The organism is Streptomyces sp. NPDC087844, from assembly GCF_044742785.1.
Taxonomy (GTDB): domain Bacteria; phylum Actinomycetota; class Actinomycetes; order Streptomycetales; family Streptomycetaceae; genus Streptomyces.
In genome coordinates this window covers 213,686-239,735 of sequence record NZ_JBIUVD010000003.1, presented here as the reverse complement: position 1 = coordinate 239,735, position 26,050 = coordinate 213,686, and the positions used below count along the sequence as shown (strand labels likewise).

The window sequence follows — 26,050 nt, the reverse complement described above, 5'->3', positions numbered from 1 at the left end:
AGTACAGTCAGCGCATCCAGCGCATCCAGCGCATCCAGCGCATCCAGCGCATCCAGCACTCCGGCATACCGGAAATATCCGGTGCACCCGGAAAGAACTTCCCGGCTCACCGATGAGTTCCGGCGCTCCCCTCGGTCCACCCCTGACAAGGCACCGCACCGAAGGAGTAGCGATGACGCTTCCGAGGATCGTGTCGCGCGAGGAATGGCCTGCCGCGCGTGAGGAACTGCTGGTCAGGGAGAAGGCCGCGACCCGGGCCCGGGACGCGCTCAACGCCGACCGGCGACGGCTGCCCATGGTCGAGATCGACAAGGAGTACGTCTTCGAGGGCGGCGACGGCAAGGCGACGCTGCCGGACCTCTTCGAAGGGCGGCCACAACTCGTCGTATACCACTTCATGTTCGCGCCCGAGTGGGACGCGGGCTGCCGCAGCTGCTCTGCGTTCGTCGACCAGATCGGGCATCTGGCGCATCTGCGCGCGCGGGGTACCGAGTTCGCGGTGATCTCCAGGGCGCCGTACACGAGGATCCTGCCCTTCAAGGCGCGGATGGGGTGGACGGTGCCCTGGTACTCGTCGTACGACAACGACTTCAACTACGACTTCCTGGCCTCGTTCGGGACGGGCGCGGGCGACGAGGGCCAGGAGCCCTATGAGCGGCCGGGGGTGAGCTGTTTCCTGCGGGAGCGGGAACGGATCTTCCACACGTACTCGACGTACGAGCGCGGACTCGACGGACTGGGCTCCACCACGAGCCTCCTGGACCTCACGGCGCTCGGCCGGCAGGAGGAGTGGGAGAAACCGGAGGGGCGCGCGTCGGCACTGGGGGCGCCCGCGGGCAGCGAGCGCATCCGCTACCACGACGAGTACGAGGACTGAGCGCGGTGGCCCGGATGTTCCCCCAACCGTTGTGACCGTGTGTCGACTACGTCTCAGTAACGTCACTTCGCGAGACCTTCACCCCATGATGAGCGTTTAACTCTTCAAGGGCTCTCACAAGAGCAGCGCCACATGGAGGTACAGGATGTTGAACGGTCGAACGGTGCTGGAACGCTTTCCGGCCGGTGGGCCGCGTGGTTCCTGGCCCGCGGAGGAGTTCGCTCAGGCACGCCGCCTTGAGGGGCAGCACGTGGACGTCGTGATGGACCTGTCGACGGACACGTTCCTGGTCGTCCTGCGGGAACTCGTCGACTAGGCCGAGCGAGGTCGGGCCATGGAGTCGGCCGCCGGGGATCTCACCCCGCCTTGGGCGCCGGCACCTGCACCGAGAACTGCCCGGCCTGCAGTCCGTACAGCTCGGCGTAGACGCCACCCGTGGACAGGAGCTCGTCCGGAGTGCCGGATTCCACGAGACGGCCCTGGTCGAGGACATGCACCAGATCGGCGTGGCGCACCGACGCCAGCCGGTGCGTGATGAGAATGACCGTCTGACCGGTACCCGCCAGGGCCCGGATCTTCTCGAAGACCTCCAGCTCGGCGCGCGCGTCGAGGGCCGCCGTCGGCTCGTCCACGACCAGGATCGCGCCCCGCCGGTACGCCGCCCGTGCGATCCCGAGCCGCTGCCACTGGCCGCCCGACAGTTCGTGCCCGCCGCTGAACATCCGGGCCAGCAGCGTGTCGAGGCCCCGGGGCAGGTCCGCCACCACGTCCTCGGCGCCGGCCTCTGCGACGGACGCGGCCAGCCGCTCGTCGGTGAGCGGTGCCGAGGTCCGGCCGATCGCGACGTTCACCCGGGCCGTGAACGGCCACCGCTTGAAGTCCTGGGCCACCATCGCGATCCGCTCCGCGAGCTGATGCCGGTCGGCGGTCGCCGCGTCCACGTCGTCCCACAGGATCCGGCCGCGCTGGGGGGCGTACAGGCCGGACAGCAGTTTGACCAGGGTGGTCTTCCCGGAACCGTTCTCGCCGACGAGTGCCACGATCTTGCCGAGCGGCACGCTGAGCGTCAGCTCCGACAGCGCGGGCCGGGCCGCGCTGCCCGGATAGGTGAACGTGACGTTCTCGAAGCGGATCTCGCGCGGCTCTTCGGGCAGTACCGCGCCGCCGACCGGGATCGTGCGCTCGGCCGCTTCCACGTACAGGCGTTGCAGATCCCCGACGAACAGGGACTCCTCGTGGAGGGTGTTGACCTCCAGGACGAGCGTGTCGAGGTTCGAGGAACCGGTACGGATCGCGATGACCGCCGTGCCCGCCACCGACAGTGCCATCGCGCCGGCCAGCAGCAGCCCGCCGAGTGTCGCGTACGTCGCCACAGTGGCGAGCCCCGTCCAGGCGGCCGCGATCAGGCCGGTCCGTGCCTCCAGACGGGCGAGCCGGGCCTGTTCGGTCTCGGCGGCCTCCGACATCGCGCGGAAGTGCCGCAGCAGGAACGGGCCGACGCCGTGGACGCGGATCTCCGGCGCGGCGGCGGGCTCGGTGAGCAGGTTGCCGATCAGCCGGCCTGCCCGGGCGTGCTGCACCCAGGCGTGCCACGACGCGTAGCGGCGCCGGGCGATGGTCAGCGCGCTCCAGGCGCTCGGCAGCGTCATCGTCATCAGCAGGGGCAGCAGCGCCGGGTGCAGCACGGTGAGGACGCCGGCCGCCGCGATCAGCGAGATCATCGCGTTCACCACGCGCGTGGCGATCCCGATCATGCGCCGGGCGGACGAGGCGCCGTACTGCGCGGTGTCCAGCAGCTTGTGGAACGCCTCGTCCTCGATCGCCGACAGCTCGACCGTCGCGGCCCGTTCCAGGTACATCTCCGTCGCGACCCGCTCCACCTTCGGTTCGAGGCGGCCGGTCGCGTACGTGGAGGCGCCCCGCAGCAGTGCGGCGAGCAGTGTCACCACGGCGACCGTGACGAGGGCGGGAGCCGCGTCCCGCAGCCGGTCCGCGACCGGGCCGCTCGCCATCAGCCGGCCAAGGACGCTGTTGACCGCCAGCAGACTCACCGCCTGGGCCAGACCGCGGCCCACCTCCGCGCCCAGGACGGTCCGCGCGGCACGGCGGTCCGCCTGTCGGGCCAGCCGGAAACTGGACGCGAGGAGTGCGGGCAGCCGCGTCACCATGGCACGGAAGTTCAGCTCCATGAACGCGTCGGAGTGCTGCGACCAGCCCATGTCGTAGCGGAGCGGGCCGCCGAACAGAAGCCGCTCGGACTCGGAGGGCTCGGGCCCGTCCGCGCCGGGTTTCTTGCTGTCGCAGGTGATCCTTTTCGACGATCCCGTCGACTCGGCAGATCCCACCGTGACCTCCCCGATCGTGGGCGAACGGCCACTATCGCGGTGCCGGGCGCTCTCGGGCAGGGCGCGCGCCCGCTCCGGTACGGCGTATCCGGAGCACGCCCGGCGCTTGTGGCCGCGCGATGTGCCATGCCCTGGAACGCGTGCTTCCACGCACCGGGGGGCGGGGGGAATGGTCGGGGGCATGACCGCGGCGAACGGTACGGTTCGGGCGCGGGTCGGCCGGCGAAAGTATCGACCGGAGTACATACCGGGACACCGGTTGATATGTCGGCCTGGCTGGATCCGCGCCGATCAGCCCGTACGTATCAGGCGCTGATCGGCCGGGACCAGGCCGGCGGCGTCCCTGTCACCCGGCACAGTGCCAGGTAGAGGGGGATCGGCGGGGTGTACGGCAGTGTGCCGTCCGGCGTGTGGATCAGCCCGGGGAAGGTGGGCGAGGCGGGAACGAGCGCTCCCGTGGCGTAGTGCGCGGGTGAGGGCCACTGCAGGGCAACATCGGAGTCGGAGGGCACGAGCCACCACCAGTGCGTGCTGTCGGCGTACACACAGCCGACGCGTGGCAGCCGGGGCATCAGCAGCGGGCCGAGTCTCGCGGGCATCGCCACCGCGTCACAGCCCAGCGGGGCCTGCATGCCCTCCGGCACGGCCAGCGGCCGTGCCGCGCCCGGGCCCGACGCCGTCCGGCCGCGCTCCATGCGGACCAGCGTGTTCAGGTTCAGCGCCCTTGGCGTACCGGCCGAGGTAGCCCTCACACCCATTCAGCCCCCGCTCGTGTTCCCAATGTCTTCGGTCCCGTTCGGTCGGTCGCGTTCGGTCGGTCCCGTTCGGTTGGTCCTGGCTCTTCCGTGTCGCGACGCCCGCACTACCTGCCGATGCCGATGCCGTCGGCGTTGCTGTTGCCGGTGCTGACGTCGATGTCCGGCCGGCTGGAACGATTCAGGTCAGAACCATTCGTTGCCGGCCGGGGGTATGTGTACCCCCGTCGGCGAGGAGCCGGCTGGGGCCGGCCGGCTCCTCGCACTCCAACCCAGGTCCGACCGCGGCTCGACGCCGTTGTTCGCCGTCCGCGGCAGTTCCGCCCAGACCAGCAGTCCGGGACCGGTTTCCTGGGCGCCCCAGGCAGTGCACATCGCCGCAACGAGAAGCAGTCCCCTCCCATGCTCCTCGTCAGGACGCTGTGGCGACGGGTGGGGCTCACCCGGCGCACATCCTTCGTCACGGACGGCTATCCGGACCAGGTCCTCGCCGTCGTGCAGCTCGCACACCACATGGCGGCTCGCCGTGTGCACGATGGCGTTGGTGACCAGTTCGGAGACGACGAGCTCTGCCGTGTCGCAGGTGTCCTCGCAGACCGCCCAGCCCGAGAGTCGGGCTCGCGTCAGGTGCCGGGCCTGTGCTGCGGAGCCCGGATGTGCGGCCAGCTCGAAGCGGAACCGGCGCTCGGCCGCCGCGTCGGGGCGTACCCCGGCAGTGGCAGTAAGACGGTCTCGGTTCACGGCTGCGGCTGTTCCTAACGGCGCGGACGGAATCACGTTTGCCACTATCTCCCCGTCGTGAACACTTGGCAAGTGTCACTCTGAAAATTGCAGAGTGCAGTGTTCTGAGCGGTATGGCCATGGCACACTGCTCGCAACAGCACGTGGCGCGGCGTCAGTTGGGTACCCGTACAGGGCCCGAACGGGCGCCGCCCCGGCTGTCTGGACAAAAGTGGAGGTGGACGTGAGCGAGCCGCGGTCCGCGCCGACGGTCGGGCAGGTCGTCCTCGGACGGCGCCTGCTGGACCTGCGGGAACGCGCGGGGCTCAAGCGTGAGGAGGCGGCGCGCATTCTGCGTGTCACCGCCGCCACCGTCCGCCGTATGGAGATGGCCGAGGTAACGCTCAAGATTCCGTACCTCCAGCTCCTGCTGAAGTCGTACGGAGTCTCCGACGGTGAGGCCGACGCCTTCGTCATGCTCGCCGAGGAGGCGAACCAGCCGGGCTGGTGGCAGCGGTTCCACGACATCCTGCCGGGTTGGTTCTCGATGTACGTGAGCCTGGAGGGCGCGGCCGCCCTCATCCGCTCGTACGAACCCCACTTCGTGCCCGGAGTGCTCCAGACCGAGGAGTACGCGCGTGCCGTCATGCACTCCGGCGCCGTCGGCCAGACCAGACCCGAGGACATCGAGCGGCATGTGGCACTGCGCATGCAACGCCAGGAACTGCTGACGCGCGAGGGCGCGCCCCGGTTCTGGGCCGTGATGGACGAGACCGCCCTGCGCCGCCCGGTCGGCGGCCCCGAAGTCATGCGCGGCCAGATCGACAGACTGCTGGAAGCCACGACACTGCCCAACGTGACGCTGCAGATCGCCCCCTTCTCCTCGGGGCCGCACGCGGGCACGTACGGGCCGTTCGTGCTGTTCCGCTTTGCCATGCCCGAACTGCCGGACATGGTCTACAGCGAGTACCTGACCGGCGCCGTCTACCTGGACGCGCGTACCGAGGTGGCAACCCACCTTGAGGTCATGGACCGCATGGCGGCTCAGGCCGCCACGGCACATCGCACGAAGGAGATCCTGCTGGATCTCCGCAAGGAGCTGTGAATGGATCGCATCAAGTCCCGGATACGCCTCGCGCGGATCTACAACGGCATGCCCGCCAGGGAACTGGGCAGCGAGGGCTGGCACAAGCCGTGGAGCGGTGGCAACGGCGGCAACTGCCTGGAGGCGATGAAGCTCGCCGACGGCCGGATCGCGGTCCGTCAGTCGGCCGACCCGGACGGTCCCGCTCTCATCTACACCACCGGGGAGATGACCGCGTTCATTCAGGGTGCCAAGGCTGGGGAGGCGGACTTCCTGCTCTCCTGACGTCGCCGACGAATCCGCCGACCGGTTGTTGCAGAACCGATTCTCCTTAGCTTGGTGCGGTGCGGTGCGGTGGGGGCGGGGTGGGGCGATCATCGGTAAAGCCGCAGCCAGCATGTCGCAGCCAGAATGCCGCAGACGTCCAGAACGTCGCCGCAAGAACGCTCCCGCCGCGTAACGCCGCCGCAAGAACGTCGCTGCCGCGGGAACGCCGCCGCAGAGAAACTGAAACCGCTTCAGAACCAGGACCACATGCGGCACGGTGCGTCCATGAGCCGGCTGACCGCCGCCACCGCCACCGCCACCACTGGCACCACTGGCACCACCGGCAACGGCGGCTGTTTAGCCCGGCTTGGCCCGGCTCGGCTCGGCTCGGGACGAGGCTCAACGGGTAACAGGTCTGCTCGATGGACGGCGGTCCGACCGCGAGGTTGCGGCGGACCGCACCCGGCGGGTATTTCTGCCCGGCCCGCACGAGGCAGGCCGCGGCCATCGTCCCCTTACGGCTCACCCCTGCCCCGCAGTGCACGAACGCCGGCCCCGGGCCGCACCCACGACGCCCGGTCAGCGCCGTACCTGGTGCGGCGTCGGGGCCTGTCCGTCCCGCACGGGCAGCCGTACGACGTCCAGGCCCGCCCTGCGGCCCGGTGAGCCGCTCGGTGGACAGGTCCTCGGTGCGCAGGTTGCCGCTCGGTGGACAGTGCCTTGGCGCGCGGGTCGACCACGGTGGTGAGGCCGGGCCTGGCCGGTTCCCGGTGGCCCTCGGGCAGTGCCGCGGTCAGCCGGCCCACCCGCCACGCGGCGGCCGGCCTGCGGACGCCCGGCGCCGGATTGAGCAGCGTCGGCCACCGAGTGCCGTGGCGGAGCGATGATCCCACCGCGTGGTGTAGCGCACGCCGGTACAGGAGGGCACCTTCCGGCCACCTGCCCCAGGCATCCGTACGGAGGCGGTCCCCTCCGAAGGCCGGCTTGGGGAGGGGCGCGGCTTACGCAGGCGGCAGCGCGGCGCACAGCGCGTCCAGCGCGGCTCCGTAGGCGTGCTCCGGGGGCGTGGCATAGCCCACGACCAAGCCGTCGGGTGCGGCCATGGCCGCCTCCGGGTGCCGGAACTCCGCGAGCCCGTCCAGCGAGAGCCCTTGCCACACGGCGGCCTTCACCGCGGATCGCTCACTGCCGGGCGGCAACCGCAGCACCGCGTGGAGCCCGGCCGCGATCCCGGTGACCTCGACATGCGGCGCCTGCGCGGCGAGTGCCTCGACCAGCCGGTCCCGCCGTCTCCGGTACCGCTGCCGCATCCGCCGTACATGACGGTCGTACGAGCCCGACTCGACGAAGTCCGCGAGCGTCAACTGGTCCGGAACGCTCGCCCACGCCTCCCGCTCGCCCTTGACCGCCAGCACGTCGTCGACGTACCGCTCGGGAAGGACCATCCAGCCCAGCCGCAGCGCGGGCGACAGGCTCTTGCTGACGGAACCGATGTGGACGACCCGCTCCGGGTCCAGGCCCTGCAGGGCTCCGACGGGCTTGCGGTCGTAACGGAACGCCCCGTCGTAGTCGTCCTCCAGAATCACCCCTCCACGCGCGCGTGCCCAGTCGATGACGGCGGCACGCCGTGCGGGATGCAACGGCCCGCCGGTCGGGAACTGGTGCGCGGGCGTGAGCAGCACCGCCCTCTCGCTGCCGAGGCCACCGACCCGGGCACCGTCCTCGTCGAGGGCCAGCGGGACGGTTCGTACTCCTGCCGCCGCCAGCAACTCCCGGTGGAAAGGAAGCCCGTACGACTCGACGGCAAGCGAACCCCGCAGAACCGCGGGGAAGAGCAGCCGCAGCGCGTGCGCGAACCCCGAACAGATCACGATCCGTCCCGGCTCGGTACGGACCCCACGCGCGCGTGCCAGGTACTCCGTGAGCGCCTCCCGCAGCTCGGGCCGTCCCGCGGGATCGCCGGGCCCGAACGCCTCCGCGGGGGCCCGCTGCAGAGCCCGCCGGTACGAGGTGAGCCACGCGGTGCGCGGGAACGCCGACGGGTCCGGGGTGCCCTGCCGCAGGTCGTGCCGCGGCCCACGCGCGCGTGGAGGAGCTTTCTTGGGTACGCGCACCCGGGGCGCCAGCGGTTCGGCGCGCTCGGCGACCCGGGTGCCCGAGCCCTGGCGCGCCGTGAGCCAGCCCTCAGCGACCAGTTCGGCGTACGCGTCGGCCACCGTGTTGCGCGCGACTCCGAGGTCGGCGGCGAGCGAACGGTACGGGGGAAGGCGGGTGCCCGGAGCGAGCCGTCCGCTGCGGATCGCCTCGCGCAGCGCACGGATCAGGGCGGCACGACGGCCACCCGGACCGGACAGTTCCAGATGCAGGTCGGCGCCGATGCGCTCCGCGGAATTGACCCATGAATCCGCCATGGAAATGCACCCTACCGGGGGTCACTGACGCCCATAGATTCATCGGCATGACGACGAACACGAACACGAACACGGCAAACGACACGAACACGGCGAACGGCACGCGCACGATGAATGTGAGTACCGCTGAGGTGTCTGAGGTGTCTGAGGTGTCTGAGGCGGCTGGGTCGACTGGGACACTCGCGACCTCTGGGGTGGCCGAAAATATTCGCCTCGACTTCGGGAAGTCCGCTCCCAAGGTCTTCCGCGCCCTCATCGGCTTCGACGCCGCGGCCCGGGAAGAGCTGGACCCGGCCCTCGTCGAACTGATCCAGATACGCGCCTCGCATCTCAACCACTGCGCGTACTGCCTCCACATGCACACCAACGACGCCCGCAAGGCAGGCGAGAGTGAGGACCGGCTGCACATGGTCGCGGTGTGGCGCGAGGCCCCGCACTTCTTCTCCGAACGGGAGCGGGCGGCCCTCGCACTGACCGAGGCGGTCACCCTGGTCGCGGCCGGTGGCGTACCCGACGACGTCTACGCCGAGGCCGCCGCGCAGTTCGACGACCGGGAACTGGCCCGGATACTGGCCCTGATCTTCGCGATCAACATGTGGAACCGCGTCGCCCTGTCGACGGCGAAAAGGGCCGGCACGGACCAGCGCTGAGTGCTGCCGGGGGATCGGCCAGCCGGGTCGGGGGACGGAGGCGGCCCGCGCGAACGTCGGCTAGTCCGCGGCTAGGCCGTCATGGGCCGGTCGTGCGGCCCGATCGGTGCGGGCAGCCGCGAGTCGCCCGTCAGCCGGCGGTCCACCGCTGCCGCCACCGCCCGGCCCTCGGCGATGGCCCACACGATGAGCGACTGGCCACGCGACGCGTCCCCGGCGGCGTACACCCCCGGCACGTTGGTCGCGAAGTCCGCGTCCCGGGTGATCGTGCCGCGCGGGCCGAGGTCGAGACCGAGCTGGTCGACGAGGCCGTCGGAGCGGTCGGGGCCCGAGAACCCGAGGGCCAGCAGCACGAGGTCGGCGGGGAGCGCGCGCTCGCTGCCGGGACGCGGGCGGCGTTCGGCGTCGACCTCGACGAGGTGCAGCGAACACACCCGGCCGGAGGTGTCTCCCATGAAGCGGAGCGTGGACGCCGCGAAGAGCCGCGCGTCCGCGTCGGCCGCGGGCGAGGTCTCCAGGGCTCCGGCCTCCTCGTGCGCGGCCGACAACCGGTAGATCTTCGGGTACACCGGCCACGGCTCGGAGTCCTCGTCGCGCTCCGCACCGGGCTGTGCGTAGATGTCCAGCTGGGTCACGGACTTCGCGCCCTCGCGCACCGCCGTGCCCAGACAGTCGGCCCCGGTGTCGCCACCGCCGACGATCACGACGTCCTTGCCCGCCGCGGACAACGGAGACGCCTCCAGGTCCCCCTCGCACACCCGATTGGCCAGCGGCAGATACTCCATCGCCTGATGGATACCGCTCAACTCCCTCCCCTCCACCAACAGTTCACGCCGTGCCGTGGCGCCCACGGCGAGGACGACCGCGTCGTGGCGCGCTCGCAGCTCGGCCGCCCCGATGTCCCGGCCGACGGCGGTCGACGTACGGAACTTCGTACCCTCCGCCCGCATCTGCGTGATCCGCCGCTCCAGATGCCGCTTCTCCATCTTGAACTCGGGGATGCCGTACCGCATCAGCCCCCCGATCCGGTCGTCGCGCTCGTAGACGACGACGGTGTGCCCGGCCCGGGTCAGCTGCTGCGCCGCCGCCAACCCGGTGGGACCCGAGCCGACCACCGCGACGGTCCTCCCCGACAACCGGTCCGGCGGCTGCGGCGGCGCGAACCCGTCCGCCCAGGCCCGGTCGGCGATGGCGACCTCGACGTTCTTGATGGTGACCGCGGGCTGGTTGATCGCCAGCACACAGCCCGCCTCGCAGGGAGCGGGACACAACCGCCCGGTGAACTCGGGAAAATTGTTCGTCGCGTGCAACCGGTCGCTCGCCCCGCGCCAGTCGTCGCGCGCGACCAGGTCGTTCCACTCGGGGATCAGGTTGCCCAGCGGGCAGGCGTCGTGACAGAAGGGGATGCCGCAGTCCATGCACCGGTCGGCCTGTGTCCGGACGATCGGCAGCAGTGCCCCGGGGACGTACACCTCGTCCCAGTCACGGACCCGGTCCTCGACGGGCCGACGCGGCCATTCCTCGCGGGAGGAGTTCAGAAAACCCTTGGGATCGGCCATGGCCGTCTCCCTCACGTCTCACGTACACGCACGGGGCCCGTACGGCGCTCGCCACCGTCTACGACTCCACCGTGTCCGACGCCGTCGTCGGGGCGGTGGGCCGCGAGGCCTGTTGGCAGACTCTTCCCGCCACGATACGACGCGGCGGCCGTGTCCGCCCCAGGAGGACGCCGCCACCGTGCCCTCAGGTCAGAGCCAGCACGTACAGGACCGCTCCGGCGGCCGAGGCCACCATCCGTATGTGGTTCCACATCGACCACTCGCTCACATACCTGGGCCAGTACGCGATGGCCTCCGGTGTGCCGGGGCCCATCTCGGCCAGCTTGTTGTTGCGCGGGACGTTCGCCGCGATCGTGACCCCGAAGCAGCCGAACAGATACAGCGCGCTGCCCAGCAGCAACTCCACCGTGCCCTCGTCGGGCCACAGTACGAAGGTGACCACCGCGATCACGGCGCACAGCACTGCCGACCCGATGAACACGAGCATGAAAGCCGGCGTCAGCGCGGTCACGTTGATCGCTTGCATCGCCGCGACACCCTGCGCCGGCGGCAGCGAGGCCAGTCCCTTCATCACGAACGTCGAGAACGCGCAGAACACCCCGGCCACCAGCCCGGTGCCGAGCACGCCCACCCCGGTGAGCACGAAGTACGGTCCCTCGATCATGGCAACTCCCGCGTAAGCAGAACCTCTGGTCAACAACCCGCGCACCGTTCCCGAAACCGTGAGGGCCGGACCACCCCGAACCTCAGGATCCTGCCCGGCACCCCCTGTCATCACAAGTGAAATGCCGGACGGCGAGGGTGACCACGGCCGAGGGACTCGACGCCATATCCGGGCGTCTCGGCCCACCGCCGTCAAGCCCACCGCCGTCAGGCTCACCGCCGTCAAGCACGCCAATCTCCAAGCTCGCCGACCTCTAAGCACACCACCTCCGGGACGCCGTCTCGGGCCCGCGCTTCACGGACGGCCTCGCTCCGCATCAGGGTCGTCGTCCTTCCGGCCCCCGGGTCGGCCCGCCCACGCGCCAGTCCGCCAGCGTCGCCTCGACCGCGGAGGCGATCCGACGGCGGGCCTCGTGGCGCGCGACACCGCTCATCAACAACTGGTCGTACGGAGTCTCCGTGTGCCGGACCGCCGCGCGCACGGCCGAGACCACCGCGGCTTCGGACAGCGCCCGCCCGGCGGCGCTGCGTCCCACCCGCCCGCTGCCCCGCACCGAGGCGTGTGCGGCGATCGCGTGCGCCAAGGCGGCCGGGCAGCCGGGAAACAGCCGCCGGATGTTCCGCGCGAACGCGTCCGTGAACCGCACGTCCTCAACGGCCCGCCGCCGCGCGTCCCGCAGCCTGCGCCGCCGTCTCGCCTCCGCGTCCGCCAGGCACCGCTCCTCCGCCCGCGCGAGCGCCGCCTCCTCGACCAGCACTCCCTGCCGTTCGTACCGGCTCCGCCGCCGGTCGAACCGCACCACGACCGCCGACAACCCGCTCTCCTCCCGCGACCTCCGCGTCAACGCCGTGTCACCCCGGGGCAGGAACACCAGATGCCCGAGGTCGGCGCAGTCGAGGCATCTCGGCGCCCCCTCCTCCAGTACCAGCAGCGGGAGCGCCCCACCCCCGCACTCGCCACAGTGCCGCCTCTTCAACGGCTGGACGACAAGAGGCCCGGTGCGGGACGGGGGAGTCGCCATGGTCGCCATGGTCGGTTCCTTCCCGAACGACACCCGCCCGTACGCCGACTCGCCCACCCCTTCTCCTCTCGCCGCCGCACCGCTCGTCACGCCCGCCCGATGCTGTCGAACAGCCCCGCGCGGGCACGCAGTCGCCGTACAGGTGTGCCCGCGCGGCATCATGGGCCCAGTGCGACTCGAAGCGATCACCTGGGACCGGCTCGGCGACCTCATCGCCGAGCGCCTGCTCGAACTGAAGCCGGCCGACGGCAGCCCCTGGCCGCGTATCGCCTTCGACGGGGCCCCGGCGGCCCGCCCCGGTGACCTCGCCGAGCGCGTAGCCGAGGCCCTTCGCCCACGCGGACGCTCCGCCCTGGTCGTCGGCACGGAAGACTATCTGCGGCCGGCCTCGCTCCGGTTCGAGTACGGCCGCCAGGACGTGGAGACCTACTACGACGGCTGGTTCGACACCGGCGCCCTGTGGCGAGAGGTCTTCGGCCCCCTGGAACCCGGTGGTGACGGGCGTGTCCTGCCCGACCTCCTGGACCCGGCCACCGACCGCGCCACCCGCACCCCGTACGTACAACTTCCGCCCGGTGCCCTGCTGTTGCTGCACGGACCGCTGCTCCTGCACCATTGGTTCCCCTTCGACCTCACTGTCCATGTACGCCTCTCACCGGCCGCCCTGCGCCGCCGAACCCCGGAGACCGATCACTGGACGCTCCCCGCGTACGAGCGGTACGAGACCGAGGCGGCTCCGGGCGACACGGCCGATGTCCTGGTGCGGGCGGACGACCCGCGCCATCCGGCGTGGAACGGCTGACGGGACGGCTGTCCCCGGTGCGGGTGCCTCGCCGATCTCTCCGGTCGGGATTCCCGCGTCAGCCTCTCGGTCTTCGACCTCGCCGGCCCCTACACGTCGGTGGAGATCCGCGGCAGCGCCGAGATCCTCCCCGACGAGGCCAGACACCTCCCGTACGAGCTCTCCCACAAGTCCCTGGGCATCGGCCCTCCGGCGGAGAAGGGCGACGAGGTCCGCGTGATCATCCGCGTACTGCCCGAGCGGATCGTCGGCTTCTCGGTGTGAGCGGAGGGGGTGACGCGAGTGGAGGATTGTGGCGTGGGATGAGGGGCGGGACGGGGCCGTCGAGCCGAAGCCTGAGAGGGACGTCAGGCCGAAGCCGCGGTCGTCCGGGTGCGTATCTCCTCGTACCCGACGAGAATGTAGGGCGCCGGGACTAGCGGTGCGTCTCCGCGCCGCGCCGGCCGTCCGGCACCGGGAGGTACTACATGACCACCGCCGGAGACATCATGCACCGCGGCGCCCAGTGGATCCCCGCTCACGAGACCCTGGACCGGGCCGCTCAGCTCATGCGCGAACTCAAGGTGGGCGCCCTGCCCATCAGTGACGAGAACGAACGGCTCTGCGGCATCCTCACGGACCGCGACATCGTGATCGGCTGTGTGGCCATGGGCCACGACCCGGCCCGAGTCACCGCGGGCGAGATGGCCAAGGGCACCCCGCGCTGGATCGACGCGAGCGCCGACGTCAGTGACGTACTCGGCGACATGCAGGAACATCAGATCCGTCGCCTCCCTGTGATCGAGAACAAGCGCCTGGTCGGAATGATCAGCGAGGCCGATCTGGCCGCGCACCTGACGGACGAACAACTCGCGAACTGGGTCGAGAGCGTCTACGCGAAGAGCGACTCGCGCTGAGGTATCGGGCGCTCCGACGACGGACACCGGTGCCTCCGTGGGTGTTCTACGGACACACCGTGAACTCACGGTCGTCCGGCAAGCCGTGTCGGACGAGCGCCGTCACAGCCAGCCGTTCCGCTTGAATCCCCGGTAGAGGGTGAAGCACGCGACGGCGATCACGCCGACCGCCAGGGGATACCCGAACTTCCAGTGCAGCTCCGGCATGTGCTCGAAGTTCATGCCGTAGACGCCGCAGACCATCGTCGGCACGGCGATCAGCGCGGCCCACGCAGTGATCTTCCGCATGTCCTCGTTCTGCGCCACGCTCACCTGCGCGAGGTGCGCCTGCAGAATCGAGTTGAGCAGTTCGTCGAACGCGGCTATCTGCTCGGCGGCCCGCAGCTGGTGGTCGGAGACGTCCCGGAAATAGGCCTGTATCTCCGGGTCGATCACCCGTATCGGCCGCGTGGCGAGATCCATGATGGGCCGGCCCAGCGGGACCACCGCCCGCTTCAGCTCCAGGAGTTCACGCTTGAGCTGGTAGATGTGCCCTGGGTCGGCCCGCGCGCCGTCCGCCGCGAACACGGCCGTCTCGACCTCGTCGATGTCCTCCTGCACGGAGGCCGTGACATGCAGGTAGTCGTCCACCACGTGGTCCGCGATCGCATGCAGTACGGCGGCCGGCCCCTTGGTGAGCTGCTGGGGGTCGGCCTCCAGCTCTTCGCGCAGCGGCCCCAGCGAACCGTGCCGGCCGTGCCGGACCGTCACCACGAAGTCCTGGCCGACGAACACCATGATCTCGCCGGTGTTCACCACCTCGCTGGTCGCGGTCAGTTCGCTGTGTTCGACGTAGCAGACCGTCTTGAACACCGCGAACAGTGTGTCGCCGTACCGCTCCAGCTTCGGGCGCTGGTGGGCGTCCACCGCGTCCTCGACCGCCAGCGGGTGCAGGTCGAAGAGCTCGGCGATGCCCGCGAACTCCACCTCGGTCGGCTCGTGCAGCCCGAGCCAGACGAAACCGCCCTCGGCCTTGCGGACCCGCTCCACCGTCTCCACCAGATCGCGGCCGGCGGGGACCCTGGCCCCTTCCTCGTACGCCACGCAGTTCACCACCGCGGTGCCCAGTGGTGACCGGGCGGGGTGGCTCAGGTCGACACGGGCACGCCGTCGCGTCAGCCGTGCCACCCTGCGGAGGCCGCCGACCTTGCTCAGGCTCGTGACCTTCCGCAGATTGCCTGCCATGGACATCTGGATCTCCTTGCGTGGATCTCCTCGCGCCGCCCTCTGCGCCTTGCCGCGGCCAGTCTGCCAGGATGTTTCGACGGCTGGTTCGGCCTGTGGGAACGGAATACTCCGCTCCGGAAGCTGCTCCCAATTTGCCGTCCGACGGAGCGCCGACGGAGCTCAGGCGGAGCGAGAAGGTGACCTCGGCGTCACGGGTCCTTCGCGTGCGACGCGTTCGCGTCGGGAGCGTCGACCTTCAGGAGAAACGCTTACAAATGGGATGATCGGTGCATGATGCGAACCGACGGACATCTCCTCGAAAACCGCCAGCCCGGGGCAGGGCAGCGATTCGACGCCCTCGCCGCTGTCTTCGACCCCACGACGTTCCGGCACATGGAACGGTTCGGCATCGGATCCGGCTGGCGTTGCTGGGAGGTGGGCGCGGGCGGCATGTCGGTGGTGTCCTGGCTCGCCAAGAGGGTCGGACCCACCGGCCGGGTCTTCGCGACCGACCTCGACACCTCCTGGGCACCCTTGGCCGTGCGGCCGCCGATTCAGCTGCGCGTCCACGACGTGGGCGTCGACGAGCCGCCGGCAGAGGGTTTCGACCTCGTGCACGCCCGGCTCGTCCTCGCTCATGTGCCGGACCGGGAGCGGGCATTGCGCACGATGATCAGGGCGCTGCGACCGGGCGGTCGGCTCCTGGTCGAGGACGCCGATCCCACATTGCAGCCGCTGGCCTGCCCGGACGAGCAGGGCCCCGAGCAGCAGCTGGCCAACCGGCTACGCCATGCGATGCGCGATGTGCTTGCCGAGCGGGGCGCCGAACTCTCGTACGGGCGTCGGCTTCCCCGGCTGCTCCGCGAGGCCGGACTGCGGCAGGTCGAGGCGGACGCGTACTTCCCGCTCACCTCGACCGCCTGCGGGGAGCTGGAGGCCGCGACGGTCGGCCAGGTCCGTGATCAGCTCGTCACGGCGGGCCTCGCCACCGACCAGGACATCGACCGTCACCTGGCCAATATGGCCGCGGGCGGCATGGACCTGACCACGGCACCGCTGATCTCGGCATGGGGGCGCAAGGTGTAGTGCTGTGTGACGGGATGTCGTGTGGCGGGATGTCGTGTGGCGGCGGTCGGGCTACGCCTTCACGTCCGGTGTGCCCGGAGCCGCTGCGACAGGTGTGTGCGGCCTGCCGCCCACCCGCTCCACCGCACGGGCCCCGGCCCGGCATCCCTCGGCGGCCGCCTCCTCCGGCCCTTCGCCCGCGAGCAGGGCGGCCAGGAAGGCTCCGGTGAAGGCGTCGCCGGCGCCCGTGGTGTCGACAGGAGTCGCCGCTTTCGCCGGAACCCGGGCCCGGACCGCCCCCGATCGGGCGACAAGGGCTCCGGCCTCGCCCTGCTTGACCACCACCAGCGGAAAGTGACGGCTCAACGTGGCCGCCGCGTCCGCCGTACCGGGCAGGCCTGTCAGCAGACGGGCCTCGTCCCGGCTCGGCAGCAGGACGTCGACCCCCTCGGCGAGCGAGAGGAAACGGTCCACGCCCAGTTCGGCGAGGAACCCCGTTGACGCGGGATCCACGCTCACCGGTACTCCGCGCGCGCGTGCCGACTCCACCGCCACCGACACCAGAGCCCGGCACGGTTCGGAGAAGAAAAGATAGCCCGACAGGTGCAGCCGTGTGACACCGTCGAGCAGCGCGGGCGACCAGTCGTCGGTGTCCAGCCGCAGGGACGCACCGCTGTCCGTGAGGAAGGTGCGTTCTGCCGAGGCCCCCGCGTCCACCAGGCAGATCACCGTCCCCGTCGGCGCCCGCGGATCGACAACCAGGAGGGGACGCACCCCGGCGGCCATCAGCTGTCGCTCGTGCCACGCGGCCGTGTCGGTGCCCACCCGGCCGAGGAACCGCACCTCCGTACCGGCTCGAAGGGCCGCCCAGCACGCGACGTTGGCGCCCGCACCGCCCGGCACGGTCCGAACGGCCGCGGCCGTGTCGGTGCCCGGAGCGAGCGGCCCGTGATGCCGGGCGACGACGTCGGTGATGACGTCACCGACGACAAGGAGAGCCCCGCCGGCCCCGTCGGCTCCCGTCACCCCTGTGCCCAGGCCGCCGCGATGCGCCCCGCGAGCCGTACGTTGCCGCGTACCGCCGCCAGGTTGGCCTCAAGTGACGCCCCGTCGGTGTGGCGCACCAGGTGGTCGAGCAGGAACGGCGTGACCGCCTGACCGCTCACACCCTCCGCCTCGCACGAGTGCAGCGCGTCGGCGAGCACGCGCGCGTGCAGCGCGGGATCCAGCTGCTGCGCCTCGGGCACGGGATTGGCGACGATCAGTGCCGTTGCGGGCCCGTCCAGCGTGTCCTGCGCACGCATGACGGCCGCGACCTCGCCCGGCGACTCCAGCGTCCAGTCCACCGGGTGTCCCGAGTCCGACAGGTAGAAGCCGGGAAAGCGGTCCGTGCCGTATCCGGCGACCGCGACGCCCAGCGTCTCCAGGCGCTGCAGGGTCGCAGGCACGTCCAGGATCGACTTCACTCCCGCGCACACCACGGTGATCCGGGTACGCGCGAGAAGCCCCAGGTCGGCGGACTCGTCCTGCGTCAGCGTCCACTCCCGGTGTACGCCCCCGAGGCCACCCGTGGCGAACACCCGTACCCCGGCCTGCGCGGCCAGCAGAGCCGTCGCCGACACCGTGGTCGCCCCGCTGGCCCCGGCGGCGATCGACAGTGGCAGATCGCGATGTCCCAGCTTGCGGATGCCGTCCTCGTTGGCGATCCGCTCCACCTGCTCCTTGTCGAGGCCCACATGGGGCTGCCCGTCGAGCACGGCGATCGTCGCCGGGACGGCTCCCTCCTGGCGTACGGCGTCCTCCAGCTCCAGCGCCACCTGGAGATTGCGCGGACGCGGCAGCCCGTGCGCGATGATCGTGGACTCCAGTGCCACCACGGGCCGACCCGTGGCGAGCGCCTCCCGAACCTCTTCGGACACCATCAGCACGCGTGTGCCTCCTGTCTGTCGGTTCTCCTCTCATCCCTGGCGGGCGGCGCGCCCGGCCAAACCCGTGCGGACATCCGAGGTGCGAAAAGGGGTGTCCACGCGCGCGTGGACACCCCTTTTCGCCTTCCGGCAGCGCTCAGACGGGCCGTATCCCGGCCAGCGCGCCATGCGGATCGAGGACGTACTTACGGCCGGCGCCCTGGTCGAACTCGGCGTAGCCGCGCGGCGCGTCCTCCAGGCCGATCACCGTCGCGTTGACGGCTTTGGCGATGTGCACCCGCTCGTGGAGGATCGCCTTCATCAGCCCTCGGTGGTACTGCATCACCGGACACTGCCCTGTGGTGAAGCGGTGGCTCTTCGCCCACCCCAGGCCGAGCCGCACCTTGAGCGTGCCGGTCCGCGCGTCCTGGTCGACCCCACCGGGATCGTCCGTGACGTACAGGCCCGGGATGCCCAGCGAGCCGCCCGCGCGCGTGAGGCCCATCAGCGAGTTGAGAACCGTGGCGGGCGCCTCCGGGGCGTCGGGGCCATGGGCCCGTGCCTCGAAGCCGACCGCGTCGACGGCCACGTCCACCTCCGGCTCGCCCAGGATCTGGTCGATCTGCTCGCCCACGTCGCCCTGGCTGACGTCGACCGTCTCGCAGCCGAAGCTCCTCGCCTGCGCGAGCCGTTCGGCATTGAGGTCGCCGACGATGACGACGGCGGCGCCGAGCAGTTGCGCCGATGCCGCGGCGGCGAGACCGACCGGCCCGGCGCCGGCCACGTACACCGTCGAGCCGACCCCGGCGCCCGCGCTCACCGCGCCGTGGAAGCCCGTCGGGAAGATGTCCGACAGCATGGTCAGGTCGAGCAGCTTCTCGCGTGCCTGGTCCCGGTCCGGGAACCGCAGCAGATTGAAGTCCGCGTACGGGATCATCGCGTACTGCGCCTGGCCGCCGACCCAGCCGCCCATGTCGACGTAGCCGTAGGCCGCCCCGGGACGGGCCGGGTTGACGTTCAGACAGATGCCGGTCTTGCGCTCCTTGCAGTTGCGGCACCGCCCGCAGGCGATGTTGAAGGGCACCGAGACGATGTCTCCGACGTCGAGGAACTCGACGTCCGGGCCCCGCTCGATGACCTCTCCGGTCATCTCGTGCCCGAGGACGAGCCCTTCGGGCGCGGTCGTACGGCCGCGCACCATGTGCTGGTCGCTGCCGCAGATGTTGCTGGCGAGTACTTTCAGGATGACTCCGTGCCGGCACTCGCGGCCGATGTTCGCGGAGGCCACCCCCGGTCCGTCCCGCAGTTCGAGCGTCGGGTAGTCGATGGTCCTGACTTCCACCGCGCCCGGCTTGAGGTACGCGACTGCCCTGTTCCCGCTCATACGTGATCGCCGTCCCTTCGGCCCCCGTGCCTTCGGATGCCAGTGGCTGTGCGCACGGCGGAGTCTGCTACCGGCGAACCGTTCCTGCCAGCCTTCGCGCAAGCCCCGTCGGGCACCTCACGGGCCGTGCCTTCGGGTGCGGGTGAACAGCGCCAGCGCGCCGAGCGGCAGAAGAAGGCAGGCGGCGACGGCGTTCAGCCAGCCGTAGCCCGCCTGGGCGACGACGAGGCCCGCGGCAGCCCCGCCGAGTCCCGCCGAGGCGTTCATGCTCAGGTCGGAGAGCCCCTGAGCGGCGGCGCGCGCGGGCTGGGGCACGGAGTCGGTCAGCAGCGCGGAACCGGAGACGAGACCGGCGGACCAGCCGAGGCCCAGCAGGAACAGGCCGGCGGCGGTCTGCCGGTGGTCGGCGCCCGCGGTGCCCGCGAGAAGGGCCGCGCAGGCCAGCAGGGCCACGGCCAGGCCTATCCCCGAGAGCCGGCCGAACCGGTCGGACAGCCGCCCCATGAGGGGCGAGAAGGCGTACATCCCCGCGATGTGGACGCTGATCACCAGCCCGATCAGATCGATGCCCGCCCCGTGGTGGCCGAGGTCCAGCGGTGTCATCGACATGACCGACACCATCGCCGTGTGCGACACGGCCACCGTCACCAGTGCCAGCCGCGCACGCGGGGACGCCCGGACGGCGGCCGCCCCCGCCCTGATGGACCGCGCCGCGGGGGACTGCTCCTCGATCGGCGCCAGCGCGCGGGCGGTGAGCAGCGGATCGGGTCGCAGCAGCACCGCGACCAGCAGCGCGGACAGGAGGAACACTCCGGCCGCCCATACGAACGGGCCCGCTGCCTCCGGTATGCCGAGCCCGGAGACGCTGCGGCCCGCGGGCGCGGCGATGTTGGGGCCGAGGACCGCGCCGATCGTCGTGGCCCACACGACGTTCGAGATGGCTCGTGCCCGCCGCTTCGGCTCGGCCAGATCGGCGGCCGCGAACCGCGCCTGCAGATTCGCCGACGAGGCCGCGCCGAAGCCCGCCATCCCGGCCAGCAGCAGCGGGAAGCTGCCCATGACCGCACCTGCCACCACGATCCCGGCCCCCAACGCGCCGATGAGGTAGGCCAGCACGAGCCCAGGCCGCCGACCACGCGCGGTCATCAGGGCGGCCAGCGGCACCGAGAGCACCGCCGTCCCCGTGACGGTCGCGGTGGGCGCGAGCCCGGCGAGCGCTTCGGTACCGGCGACTTCCTGGGCCAGGACCACGGCGAGCGCGATGCCCGCGGCCACACCGAGCCCGCCGAGGATCTGACTGGCGATGAGTACGGCGGAGGTCCGGCGTCGCAGCGCGGGCAGTCCGGACGCGTCGAAGGGCACGGAGACCGGCCGCTCGACGGCGGTCACCGCGAACACGCCCGAGCGAGCGGAACGAGGGCGCGCACGCGGACCGGTTCCGCGAATCGCACCGGGTCGGGCGCGTACACACGAGTGAAGTCGGGCGTGGTCACCGGCGCAGTCTCCCCCTTCGTCCTGAGCCCAGGACACCCCCACGACAACAGCGGCGGCTGGAAGCCGAGCTCTTCGAGGTGCCCCGGCCCCTAGAACAACGGCTCCGGCAGCACCCCTTCCAGTGCCAGCAGCTTCCGCTTGGTCTCCACGCCGCCTCCGAACCCGCCGATGCCGCCGTCCCTCTCCACGACCCGGTGGCAGGGCACGACGACCGGCAGCGGATTGGCTCCCATGGCCATTCCCACCGCCTGGGCCGCCCCCGGCTGGCCGACGCGCCGCGCCAGGTCGCCGTAGCCCACCACCGCCCCGTACGGAACACCGGACGCCAGCTCGCGCAGCACCTGGCGATGGAAGCCGGAGATCAGGGACCAGTCCAAGGGCAGCTCGAAGTCGCGGCGCTCACCCGCGAAGTACGCCGCGAACTGACGTATCGCCTCGGCCAGCAACGGGGATCCCGGCGCTTCGACGGGCTCGGTGGCGAACCGCGATCCGAGCCGCTCCAAAGTCTTGTCGCGCACCTCGTCCGTGGCGTGGAAGACAACACTGACCAGGCCTTCCCCGGTCGCCGCCAGCAGCAGCGGGCCGATGCCGCTGGCGACGACGGCCCACACCACCCGCTGCTCGTTCCGCCCATGGCTGTTCATGCGCTCCACGGTACGGCGCACCACTGACAACGCCGGTGGCGCGGACGCGCACGGGCGTCCACGCCACCGGCCAGGGGCTGGTGGCCAGGGGCAGGTGGTCAGGGAGTTCAGCCCTCGCGAAGAGCCTTCCGCACCACGTCGGGCTTGTTCGTGATGATGCCGTTCACACCGAGACCCGCGACACGCCGCGTGTCCGCAGCGGTGTCGACGGTCCAGGTGAAGATTTCCAGCGGCTTGCCGTGGGGCCCTTCGAACGCGTGGATCGCCGCGACGTACCCGCGGGAGATCGTCGTGTGCGACGAGTTGATCTGGTCGGCGAACCGCGCGTACGCGGGCAGCTCCGCGACCGACGGGGTGCCGAGGAACCCCGTCTTGATGTCGGGCCGCAGGGCGTGCACCTTACGCACACTGTCCGCGCTGAAGCTCTGGATCACCAGCTTGGTCCGTACGTGGGCCGGGCCCAGCCAGCCCTCGTTGCTGAGGGTCTTGAGGGTCTCCCGCTCGATGCCCGGATACAGCTGCGGGTTCTTGATCTCCAGGACGAGCTTCTGGTGGTTGCGCGAGACCCGGTTCATGTACTGCTTCAGCGTCGGAACGCGAGCACCCTTGTAGCGGGGGCTGAACCAGCTGCCCGCGTCGAGGCGGGCGATCTCCGCGGCGGTGAAGTCCTGCACCTTCCAGGGGGCCCTCCCGGGGAAGACCTTCTCCACATCGGTCGTGCGGGCCAGGCTCTCGTCGTGGATCACGACGAGCTTGCCGTCCTTGGTGCGCTGGACGTCGTTCTCGACCCAGGTGAACCCGAGACGGGCCGCCCGGTCGATGGCGGCGAGGGTGTTCTCGGGGGCTTGGGCCGAGGCTCCGCGATGTGCGATGACCAGGGGATGGTCGGTGCTCACGGCTGCGTGAGCGGTGGGGGAGGGGAGAACAATGGCGGCTCCCAGGAGCGCGGTGGTCGTGGCGGCGGCAGCGCGCGCGTGCATGCGTACTCCTAGCGTCTGCGATCACGGTCGGTCCCAGGGTGACAGCAGGGGGTCAACTACAGGGGTGTACAGGATGGCCATAAATTGAATGGAGTTGCCCGAGCCCGATCACGCGTGCCGCACAACTGGGGCAAGGTCGTGATTTTTTGCCGGAAAATCGTTCGACCGTTCAGGTGCGAGTCATACTCTCTGCGACAACCCTGGTCGCTGCGGCGCGCCTGGGGCGGGGGCGTTTCACGGAATTCCGGGATGTAACAGGGCGGAAAGGCAACCGCGCATGCAGGGCACGATCGACGGATTCAGCTACGGACTCGTCACGCCGCTCGTGGCGTACCTGATGGCGTGCCTCGGCGGAGCGCTCGGTCTGCGCTGCACCACGAGGTCGATGCTCGTCACCCGTTCCTGGCGGCCGGGCTGGCTCGTCCTCGGGTCCGCGGCGATCGGCTCCGGCATCTGGACCATGCACTTCATCGCGATGATGGGGTTCTCCGTCCGGGAGAGCCCGGTGAAGTACGACATGCTGATGACCTTCGCGAGTCTCGGCGTCGCGATCGTCATGGTCGGCGTCGGGATCTTCATCGTCGGATACCGGGGAGCCTCCGGAACCGCCCTGTTCACCGGGGGCACCATCACCGGACTCGGCGTCGCCTCCATGCACTACCTGGGCATGGCCGGAATGCGCCTCAACGGGAAGCTTGAGTACAACACCCTCACCGTCGCCGCCTCGGTCGTCATAGCCGTCGCCGCCGCGATCGCGGCCCTGTGGGCGGCGGGCCAGGTCCGCGGCTTCCTGTGGAGTGTGGGCGCGAGCCTCGTCATGGGTCTCGCCGTCAGCGGTATGCACTACACGGGGATGGCCGCCCTCAGCGTCCATCTGCACGGCGCCACCAGCGCTCCTGCCGGGGACTCGCCCGCCTCTCTGCTGGCACCCCTGATGATCGGCCCGCTGGCCTTCCTGCTGCTCGCCGGCGTCGTCGTGATGTTCGACCCGCTGATGGTCATGGGCAAGCCCGACTGGAGCGCCGCCGAGCAGAAGCCCGGCATCCCGGCCCACACGGTCCACCCCACCGGTCGCGGGCGCGTACCGGGCCCGCGCTCCCGCCACCACGACGATGCGCGGACCCCGCAGAACTGGTGAGAGGACCCCGTTGTCAGTGCGGGGTCGTACGGTTGATTCCATGCGGCCCGTATCCAAGATCGAACGCACGGTGGCGCCTTTCGAGGTCGTCAGTCCCTACCAGCCCAGCGGCGACCAGCCCGCTGCCATCGCTGACCTTGAGCGGCGTGTCCTCGCAGGTGAGAAGGATGTCGTCCTCCTCGGTGCCACCGGCACCGGAAAGTCCGCGACCACCGCGTGGATGATCGAGAAGCTGCAGCGCCCCACCCTCGTGATGGCGCCGAACAAGACGCTGGCCGCCCAGCTCGCCAACGAGTTCCGCGAGCTCCTGCCGAACAACGCGGTCGAATACTTCGTCTCGTACTACGACTACTACCAGCCCGAGGCCTACGTCCCGCAGTCGGACACCTACATCGAGAAGGACTCCTCGGTCAACGAGGAAGTGGAGCGACTGCGTCACTCCGCCACCAACTCGCTGCTCACCCGACGCGACGTCGTCGTGGTCGCCTCCGTCTCCTGCATCTACGGCCTGGGTACGCCGCAGGAGTACGTGGACCGCATGGTCAACCTCAAGGTCGGCGACGAGATCGACCGCGACGACCTGCTCCGCCGCTTCGTGGACATCCAGTACACGCGCAACGACCTGGCCTTCACCCGCGGCACCTTCCGCGTCCGCGGCGACACCATCGAGATCTTCCCGGTCTACGAGGAGCTGGCCGTCCGCATCGAGATGTTCGGTGACGAGATCGAGGCACTCTCCACGCTGCACCCGCTCACCGGCGAGATCATCAGCGACGACCAGCAGCAGTACGTCTTCCCGGCCACGCACTACGTCGCGGGGCCCGAGCGCCTGGAGCGCGCGGCGAACGACATCGAGAAGGAGCTGGGCGAGCGCCTGACCGAGCTGGAGAAGCAGGGCAAGCTCCTGGAGGCCCAGCGACTGCGCATGCGCACGACGTACGACCTGGAGATGCTCCGCCAGATCGGCTCCTGCTCCGGCGTCGAGAACTACTCGATGCACTTCGACGGCCGCGAGGTCGGCTCCCCGCCGAACACACTGCTCGACTACTTCCCGGACGACTTCCTGCTCGTCATCGACGAGTCGCACGTCACGGTCCCCCAGATCGGCGCGATGTACGAGGGCGACGCCTCCCGCAAGCGCACCCTCGTCGACCACGGCTTCCGGCTGCCCTCCGCCCTGGACAACCGTCCCCTGAAGTGGGAGGAGTTCCAGCAGCGCGTCGGACAGGCCGTCTACCTGTCGGCGACGCCCGGCAAGTACGAGCTCTCGCGCGGGGACGGCTTCGTCGAACAGATCATCCGTCCCACCGGCCTCATCGACCCCGAGGTCGTGGTCAAGCCCACCGAGGGCCAGATCGACGACCTGGTGCACGAGATCCGCAAGCGCACCGAGAAGGACGAGCGCGTCCTCGTCACCACGCTGACCAAGAAGATGGCCGAGGACCTCACCGACTACTTCCTCGAAATGGGCATCCAGGTCCGGTACCTGCACAGTGACGTCGACACCCTGCGCCGGATCGAGCTGCTGCGTGAGCTGCGCGCCGGTGAGTACGACGTTCTCGTCGGCATCAACCTCCTCAGGGAGGGCCTCGACCTGCCCGAGGTCTCCCTGGTGTCGATCCTCGACGCCGACAAGGAGGGCTTCCTGCGCTCCGGCACCTCGCTGATCCAGACCATCGGCCGCGCGGCACGCAACGTGTCCGGCCAGGTCCACATGTACGCCGACAGGATCACCCCGGCGATGGAGAAGGCCATCGACGAGACCAACCGCCGCCGGGAGAAGCAGGTCGCGTACAACACGGAGCGGGGCATCGACCCTCAGCCCCTCCGCAAGAAGATCAGCGACATCGTGGCGCAGATCGCCCGCGAGGACGTCGACACGGAGCAGTTGCTCGGCTCGGGCTACCGCAGGTCGACGGACGGAAAGGGTGCCAAGACCCCTGTGCCCGCCCTGGGGTCGAAGGCGGCCAAGGGAGCCAAGTCCGCCAAGGACAAGGCAACCGTGCCGACCGATCGCCCCGCGGAGGAACTTGCCGAGCAGATCAAGGAGATGACGGAGCGGATGCGCGCGGCCGCAGCCAACCTGCAGTTCGAGATCGCCGCGCGGCTGCGTGACGAGGTCTCGGAGATGAAGAAGGAGTTGCGGCAGATGAAGGAGGCAGGTATCGCCTGACGCCCGGA

At 70.4% G+C, this 26,050-nt stretch carries 25 protein-coding genes; 11 read left to right on the top strand and 14 right to left on the bottom strand.

Annotated elements, in window-relative coordinates:
• Nucleotides 1–172 precede the first annotated feature (172 nt).
• Together ACIOKD_RS07950 and ACIOKD_RS07945 are read left to right on the top strand one after the other, a co-directional pair.
• Nucleotides 173–877 carry a DUF899 domain-containing protein gene (locus ACIOKD_RS07950; RefSeq protein ID WP_402079785.1) on the top strand — a complete coding sequence of 235 codons (705 nt, stop codon included), beginning with the start codon at nucleotides 173–175 and terminating at the stop codon, nucleotides 875–877.
• Between the two features lie 145 nt (nucleotides 878–1,022).
• The gene (locus tag ACIOKD_RS07945) at nucleotides 1,023–1,193 is read left to right on the top strand and encodes a hypothetical protein (protein WP_402079783.1); all 171 of its coding nucleotides are present in this window, start codon (nucleotides 1,023–1,025) and stop codon (nucleotides 1,191–1,193) included.
• 40 nt (nucleotides 1,194–1,233) lie between these two features.
• Here ACIOKD_RS07945 and ACIOKD_RS07940 read toward each other — a convergent pair whose 3' ends face one another.
• The 3 genes from ACIOKD_RS07940 to ACIOKD_RS07930 form a co-directional block, all read right to left on the bottom strand.
• On the bottom strand, nucleotides 1,234–3,096 hold the full coding sequence (locus tag ACIOKD_RS07940) for an ABC transporter ATP-binding protein (protein ID WP_402080669.1): 1,863 nt from the start codon (nucleotides 3,094–3,096) through the stop codon (nucleotides 1,234–1,236).
• Nucleotides 3,097–3,527: 431 nt separating this feature from the next.
• Complete coding sequence (locus ACIOKD_RS07935) at nucleotides 3,528–3,980, bottom strand: hypothetical protein (protein ID WP_402079781.1); 453 nt, start codon at nucleotides 3,978–3,980, stop codon at nucleotides 3,528–3,530.
• Nucleotides 3,981–4,163: 183 nt separating this feature from the next.
• On the bottom strand, nucleotides 4,164–4,763 hold the full coding sequence (locus ACIOKD_RS07930) for an ATP-binding protein (protein WP_402079778.1): 600 nt from the start codon (nucleotides 4,761–4,763) through the stop codon (nucleotides 4,164–4,166).
• Between the two features lie 178 nt (nucleotides 4,764–4,941).
• On the opposite strand from ACIOKD_RS07930, the gene ACIOKD_RS07925 reads away from it, so the two are divergent.
• A complete protein-coding gene (locus ACIOKD_RS07925; RefSeq protein ID WP_402079775.1) occupies nucleotides 4,942–5,802 on the top strand; it encodes a helix-turn-helix transcriptional regulator in 861 nt (286 codons plus the stop codon).
• Nucleotides 5,803–6,066 (top strand): DUF397 domain-containing protein, encoded by a 264-nt coding sequence (locus ACIOKD_RS07920; protein ID WP_402079773.1) that lies wholly within the window; start codon nucleotides 5,803–5,805, stop codon nucleotides 6,064–6,066.
• 983 nt (nucleotides 6,067–7,049) lie between these two features.
• Here the strand turns inward: ACIOKD_RS07920 and ACIOKD_RS07915 are convergent.
• A complete protein-coding gene (locus ACIOKD_RS07915; RefSeq protein WP_402079770.1) occupies nucleotides 7,050–8,459 on the bottom strand; it encodes a PLP-dependent aminotransferase family protein in 1,410 nt (469 codons plus the stop codon).
• 47 nt (nucleotides 8,460–8,506) lie between these two features.
• Between ACIOKD_RS07915 and ACIOKD_RS07910 the strand changes: the two genes are divergently transcribed.
• Complete coding sequence (locus ACIOKD_RS07910; RefSeq protein ID WP_402079767.1) at nucleotides 8,507–9,109, top strand: carboxymuconolactone decarboxylase family protein; 603 nt, start codon at nucleotides 8,507–8,509, stop codon at nucleotides 9,107–9,109.
• Nucleotides 9,110–9,180: 71 nt separating this feature from the next.
• Here the strand turns inward: ACIOKD_RS07910 and ACIOKD_RS07905 are convergent, their stop codons facing one another.
• From ACIOKD_RS07905 to ACIOKD_RS07895, 3 genes are all read right to left on the bottom strand, one after another.
• Entirely contained in the window at nucleotides 9,181–10,668 is a 1,488-nt protein-coding gene (locus tag ACIOKD_RS07905; RefSeq protein WP_402079764.1) for a glutamate synthase subunit beta, read from the bottom strand.
• A 184-nt stretch (nucleotides 10,669–10,852) separates the two neighbouring features.
• Nucleotides 10,853–11,332, bottom strand: coding sequence for a DUF1772 domain-containing protein (locus ACIOKD_RS07900; RefSeq protein ID WP_402079762.1), 480 nt, complete (start codon nucleotides 11,330–11,332; stop codon nucleotides 10,853–10,855).
• Between the two features lie 316 nt (nucleotides 11,333–11,648).
• Nucleotides 11,649–12,362: a DUF2293 domain-containing protein gene (locus tag ACIOKD_RS07895; protein WP_402079760.1), complete on the bottom strand. Its 714-nt coding sequence runs from the start codon at nucleotides 12,360–12,362 to the stop codon at nucleotides 11,649–11,651.
• Nucleotides 12,363–12,513: 151 nt separating this feature from the next.
• On the opposite strand from ACIOKD_RS07895, the gene ACIOKD_RS07890 reads away from it, so the two are divergent.
• The 3 genes from ACIOKD_RS07890 (at nucleotide 12,514) to ACIOKD_RS07880 (ending at nucleotide 14,051) form a co-directional block, all read left to right on the top strand.
• Nucleotides 12,514–13,155: a uridine kinase gene (locus tag ACIOKD_RS07890; RefSeq protein ID WP_402080666.1), complete on the top strand. Its 642-nt coding sequence runs from the start codon at nucleotides 12,514–12,516 to the stop codon at nucleotides 13,153–13,155.
• Between the two features lie 99 nt (nucleotides 13,156–13,254).
• A complete protein-coding gene (locus ACIOKD_RS07885) occupies nucleotides 13,255–13,419 on the top strand; it encodes a hypothetical protein (RefSeq protein ID WP_402079758.1) in 165 nt (54 codons plus the stop codon).
• Between the two features lie 203 nt (nucleotides 13,420–13,622).
• Nucleotides 13,623–14,051, top strand: a complete 429-nt coding sequence (locus ACIOKD_RS07880; protein WP_402079755.1) for a CBS domain-containing protein — start codon at nucleotides 13,623–13,625, stop codon at nucleotides 14,049–14,051.
• Between the two features lie 102 nt (nucleotides 14,052–14,153).
• On the opposite strand, the gene ACIOKD_RS07875 is transcribed toward ACIOKD_RS07880, so the two are convergent.
• Nucleotides 14,154–15,281, bottom strand: a complete 1,128-nt coding sequence (locus ACIOKD_RS07875; protein ID WP_402079752.1) for a magnesium and cobalt transport protein CorA — start codon at nucleotides 15,279–15,281, stop codon at nucleotides 14,154–14,156.
• Between the two features lie 267 nt (nucleotides 15,282–15,548).
• On the opposite strand from ACIOKD_RS07875, the gene ACIOKD_RS07870 reads away from it, so the two are divergent.
• Nucleotides 15,549–16,343 carry a methyltransferase domain-containing protein gene (locus ACIOKD_RS07870; RefSeq protein ID WP_402079749.1) on the top strand — a complete coding sequence of 265 codons (795 nt, stop codon included), beginning with the start codon at nucleotides 15,549–15,551 and terminating at the stop codon, nucleotides 16,341–16,343.
• 51 nt (nucleotides 16,344–16,394) lie between these two features.
• Here ACIOKD_RS07870 and ACIOKD_RS07865 read toward each other — a convergent pair whose 3' ends face one another.
• The 6 genes from ACIOKD_RS07865 to ACIOKD_RS07840 all read right to left on the bottom strand — a co-directional run bounded on the left by ACIOKD_RS07865 (nucleotide 16,395) and on the right by ACIOKD_RS07840 (nucleotide 22,731).
• On the bottom strand, nucleotides 16,395–17,348 hold the full coding sequence (locus ACIOKD_RS07865; RefSeq protein ID WP_402079746.1) for a carbohydrate kinase family protein: 954 nt from the start codon (nucleotides 17,346–17,348) through the stop codon (nucleotides 16,395–16,397).
• Nucleotides 17,345–18,244 (bottom strand): pseudouridine-5'-phosphate glycosidase, encoded by a 900-nt coding sequence (locus tag ACIOKD_RS07860; protein ID WP_402080663.1) that lies wholly within the window; start codon nucleotides 18,242–18,244, stop codon nucleotides 17,345–17,347. The genes ACIOKD_RS07865 and ACIOKD_RS07860 overlap by 4 nt, the downstream gene beginning before the upstream one ends.
• A 142-nt stretch (nucleotides 18,245–18,386) precedes the next feature.
• A complete protein-coding gene (gene fdhA / locus ACIOKD_RS07855; protein WP_402079743.1) occupies nucleotides 18,387–19,613 on the bottom strand; it encodes a formaldehyde dehydrogenase, glutathione-independent in 1,227 nt (408 codons plus the stop codon).
• 117 nt (nucleotides 19,614–19,730) lie between these two features.
• Nucleotides 19,731–21,002 carry an MFS transporter gene (locus ACIOKD_RS07850; protein ID WP_402080660.1) on the bottom strand — a complete coding sequence of 424 codons (1,272 nt, stop codon included), beginning with the start codon at nucleotides 21,000–21,002 and terminating at the stop codon, nucleotides 19,731–19,733.
• 194 nt (nucleotides 21,003–21,196) lie between these two features.
• Nucleotides 21,197–21,751: a methylated-DNA--[protein]-cysteine S-methyltransferase gene (locus ACIOKD_RS07845; RefSeq protein ID WP_402079740.1), complete on the bottom strand. Its 555-nt coding sequence runs from the start codon at nucleotides 21,749–21,751 to the stop codon at nucleotides 21,197–21,199.
• Nucleotides 21,752–21,858: 107 nt separating this feature from the next.
• Nucleotides 21,859–22,731, bottom strand: coding sequence for a glycerophosphodiester phosphodiesterase (locus tag ACIOKD_RS07840; protein WP_402079738.1), 873 nt, complete (start codon nucleotides 22,729–22,731; stop codon nucleotides 21,859–21,861).
• A gap of 277 nt (nucleotides 22,732–23,008) precedes the next feature.
• Here ACIOKD_RS07840 and ACIOKD_RS07835 point away from each other — a divergent pair, with 277 nt between their 5' ends.
• Both ACIOKD_RS07835 and uvrB read left to right on the top strand, forming a co-directional pair.
• Nucleotides 23,009–23,869 (top strand): MHYT domain-containing protein, encoded by an 861-nt coding sequence (locus ACIOKD_RS07835; RefSeq protein ID WP_402079735.1) that lies wholly within the window; start codon nucleotides 23,009–23,011, stop codon nucleotides 23,867–23,869.
• Nucleotides 23,870–23,909: 40 nt separating this feature from the next.
• Nucleotides 23,910–26,042: an excinuclease ABC subunit UvrB gene (gene uvrB, locus ACIOKD_RS07830; RefSeq protein WP_402079733.1), complete on the top strand. Its 2,133-nt coding sequence runs from the start codon at nucleotides 23,910–23,912 to the stop codon at nucleotides 26,040–26,042.
• The last annotated feature ends 8 nt before the right edge of the window (nucleotides 26,043–26,050 follow it).

Coding starts and splice junctions, on each gene's coding strand:
- ACIOKD_RS07950 (WP_402079785.1), top strand. CDS start 173: ATGACGCTTCCGAGGATCGTGTCGCGCGAGGAATGGCCTGCCGCGCGT.
- ACIOKD_RS07945 (WP_402079783.1), top strand. CDS start 1,023: ATGTTGAACGGTCGAACGGTGCTGGAACGCTTTCCGGCCGGTGGGCCG.
- ACIOKD_RS07940 (WP_402080669.1), bottom strand. CDS start 3,096: ATGGGCTGGTCGCAGCACTCCGACGCGTTCATGGAGCTGAACTTCCGT.
- ACIOKD_RS07935 (WP_402079781.1), bottom strand. CDS start 3,980: ATGGGTGTGAGGGCTACCTCGGCCGGTACGCCAAGGGCGCTGAACCTG.
- ACIOKD_RS07920 (WP_402079773.1), top strand. CDS start 5,803: ATGGATCGCATCAAGTCCCGGATACGCCTCGCGCGGATCTACAACGGC.
- ACIOKD_RS07915 (WP_402079770.1), bottom strand. CDS start 8,459: ATGGCGGATTCATGGGTCAATTCCGCGGAGCGCATCGGCGCCGACCTG.
- ACIOKD_RS07910 (WP_402079767.1), top strand. CDS start 8,507: ATGACGACGAACACGAACACGAACACGGCAAACGACACGAACACGGCG.
- ACIOKD_RS07905 (WP_402079764.1), bottom strand. CDS start 10,668: ATGGCCGATCCCAAGGGTTTTCTGAACTCCTCCCGCGAGGAATGGCCG.
- ACIOKD_RS07900 (WP_402079762.1), bottom strand. CDS start 11,332: ATGATCGAGGGACCGTACTTCGTGCTCACCGGGGTGGGCGTGCTCGGC.
- ACIOKD_RS07895 (WP_402079760.1), bottom strand. CDS start 12,362: ATGGCGACCATGGCGACTCCCCCGTCCCGCACCGGGCCTCTTGTCGTC.
- ACIOKD_RS07890 (WP_402080666.1), top strand. CDS start 12,514: ATGGGCCCAGTGCGACTCGAAGCGATCACCTGGGACCGGCTCGGCGAC.
- ACIOKD_RS07880 (WP_402079755.1), top strand. CDS start 13,623: ATGACCACCGCCGGAGACATCATGCACCGCGGCGCCCAGTGGATCCCC.
- ACIOKD_RS07875 (WP_402079752.1), bottom strand. CDS start 15,281: ATGTCCATGGCAGGCAATCTGCGGAAGGTCACGAGCCTGAGCAAGGTC.
- ACIOKD_RS07870 (WP_402079749.1), top strand. CDS start 15,549: ATGATGCGAACCGACGGACATCTCCTCGAAAACCGCCAGCCCGGGGCA.
- ACIOKD_RS07860 (WP_402080663.1), bottom strand. CDS start 18,244: ATGGTGTCCGAAGAGGTTCGGGAGGCGCTCGCCACGGGTCGGCCCGTG.
- fdhA (WP_402079743.1), bottom strand. CDS start 19,613: ATGAGCGGGAACAGGGCAGTCGCGTACCTCAAGCCGGGCGCGGTGGAA.
- ACIOKD_RS07845 (WP_402079740.1), bottom strand. CDS start 21,751: ATGAACAGCCATGGGCGGAACGAGCAGCGGGTGGTGTGGGCCGTCGTC.
- ACIOKD_RS07840 (WP_402079738.1), bottom strand. CDS start 22,731: ATGCACGCGCGCGCTGCCGCCGCCACGACCACCGCGCTCCTGGGAGCC.
- ACIOKD_RS07835 (WP_402079735.1), top strand. CDS start 23,009: ATGCAGGGCACGATCGACGGATTCAGCTACGGACTCGTCACGCCGCTC.
- uvrB (WP_402079733.1), top strand. CDS start 23,910: ATGCGGCCCGTATCCAAGATCGAACGCACGGTGGCGCCTTTCGAGGTC.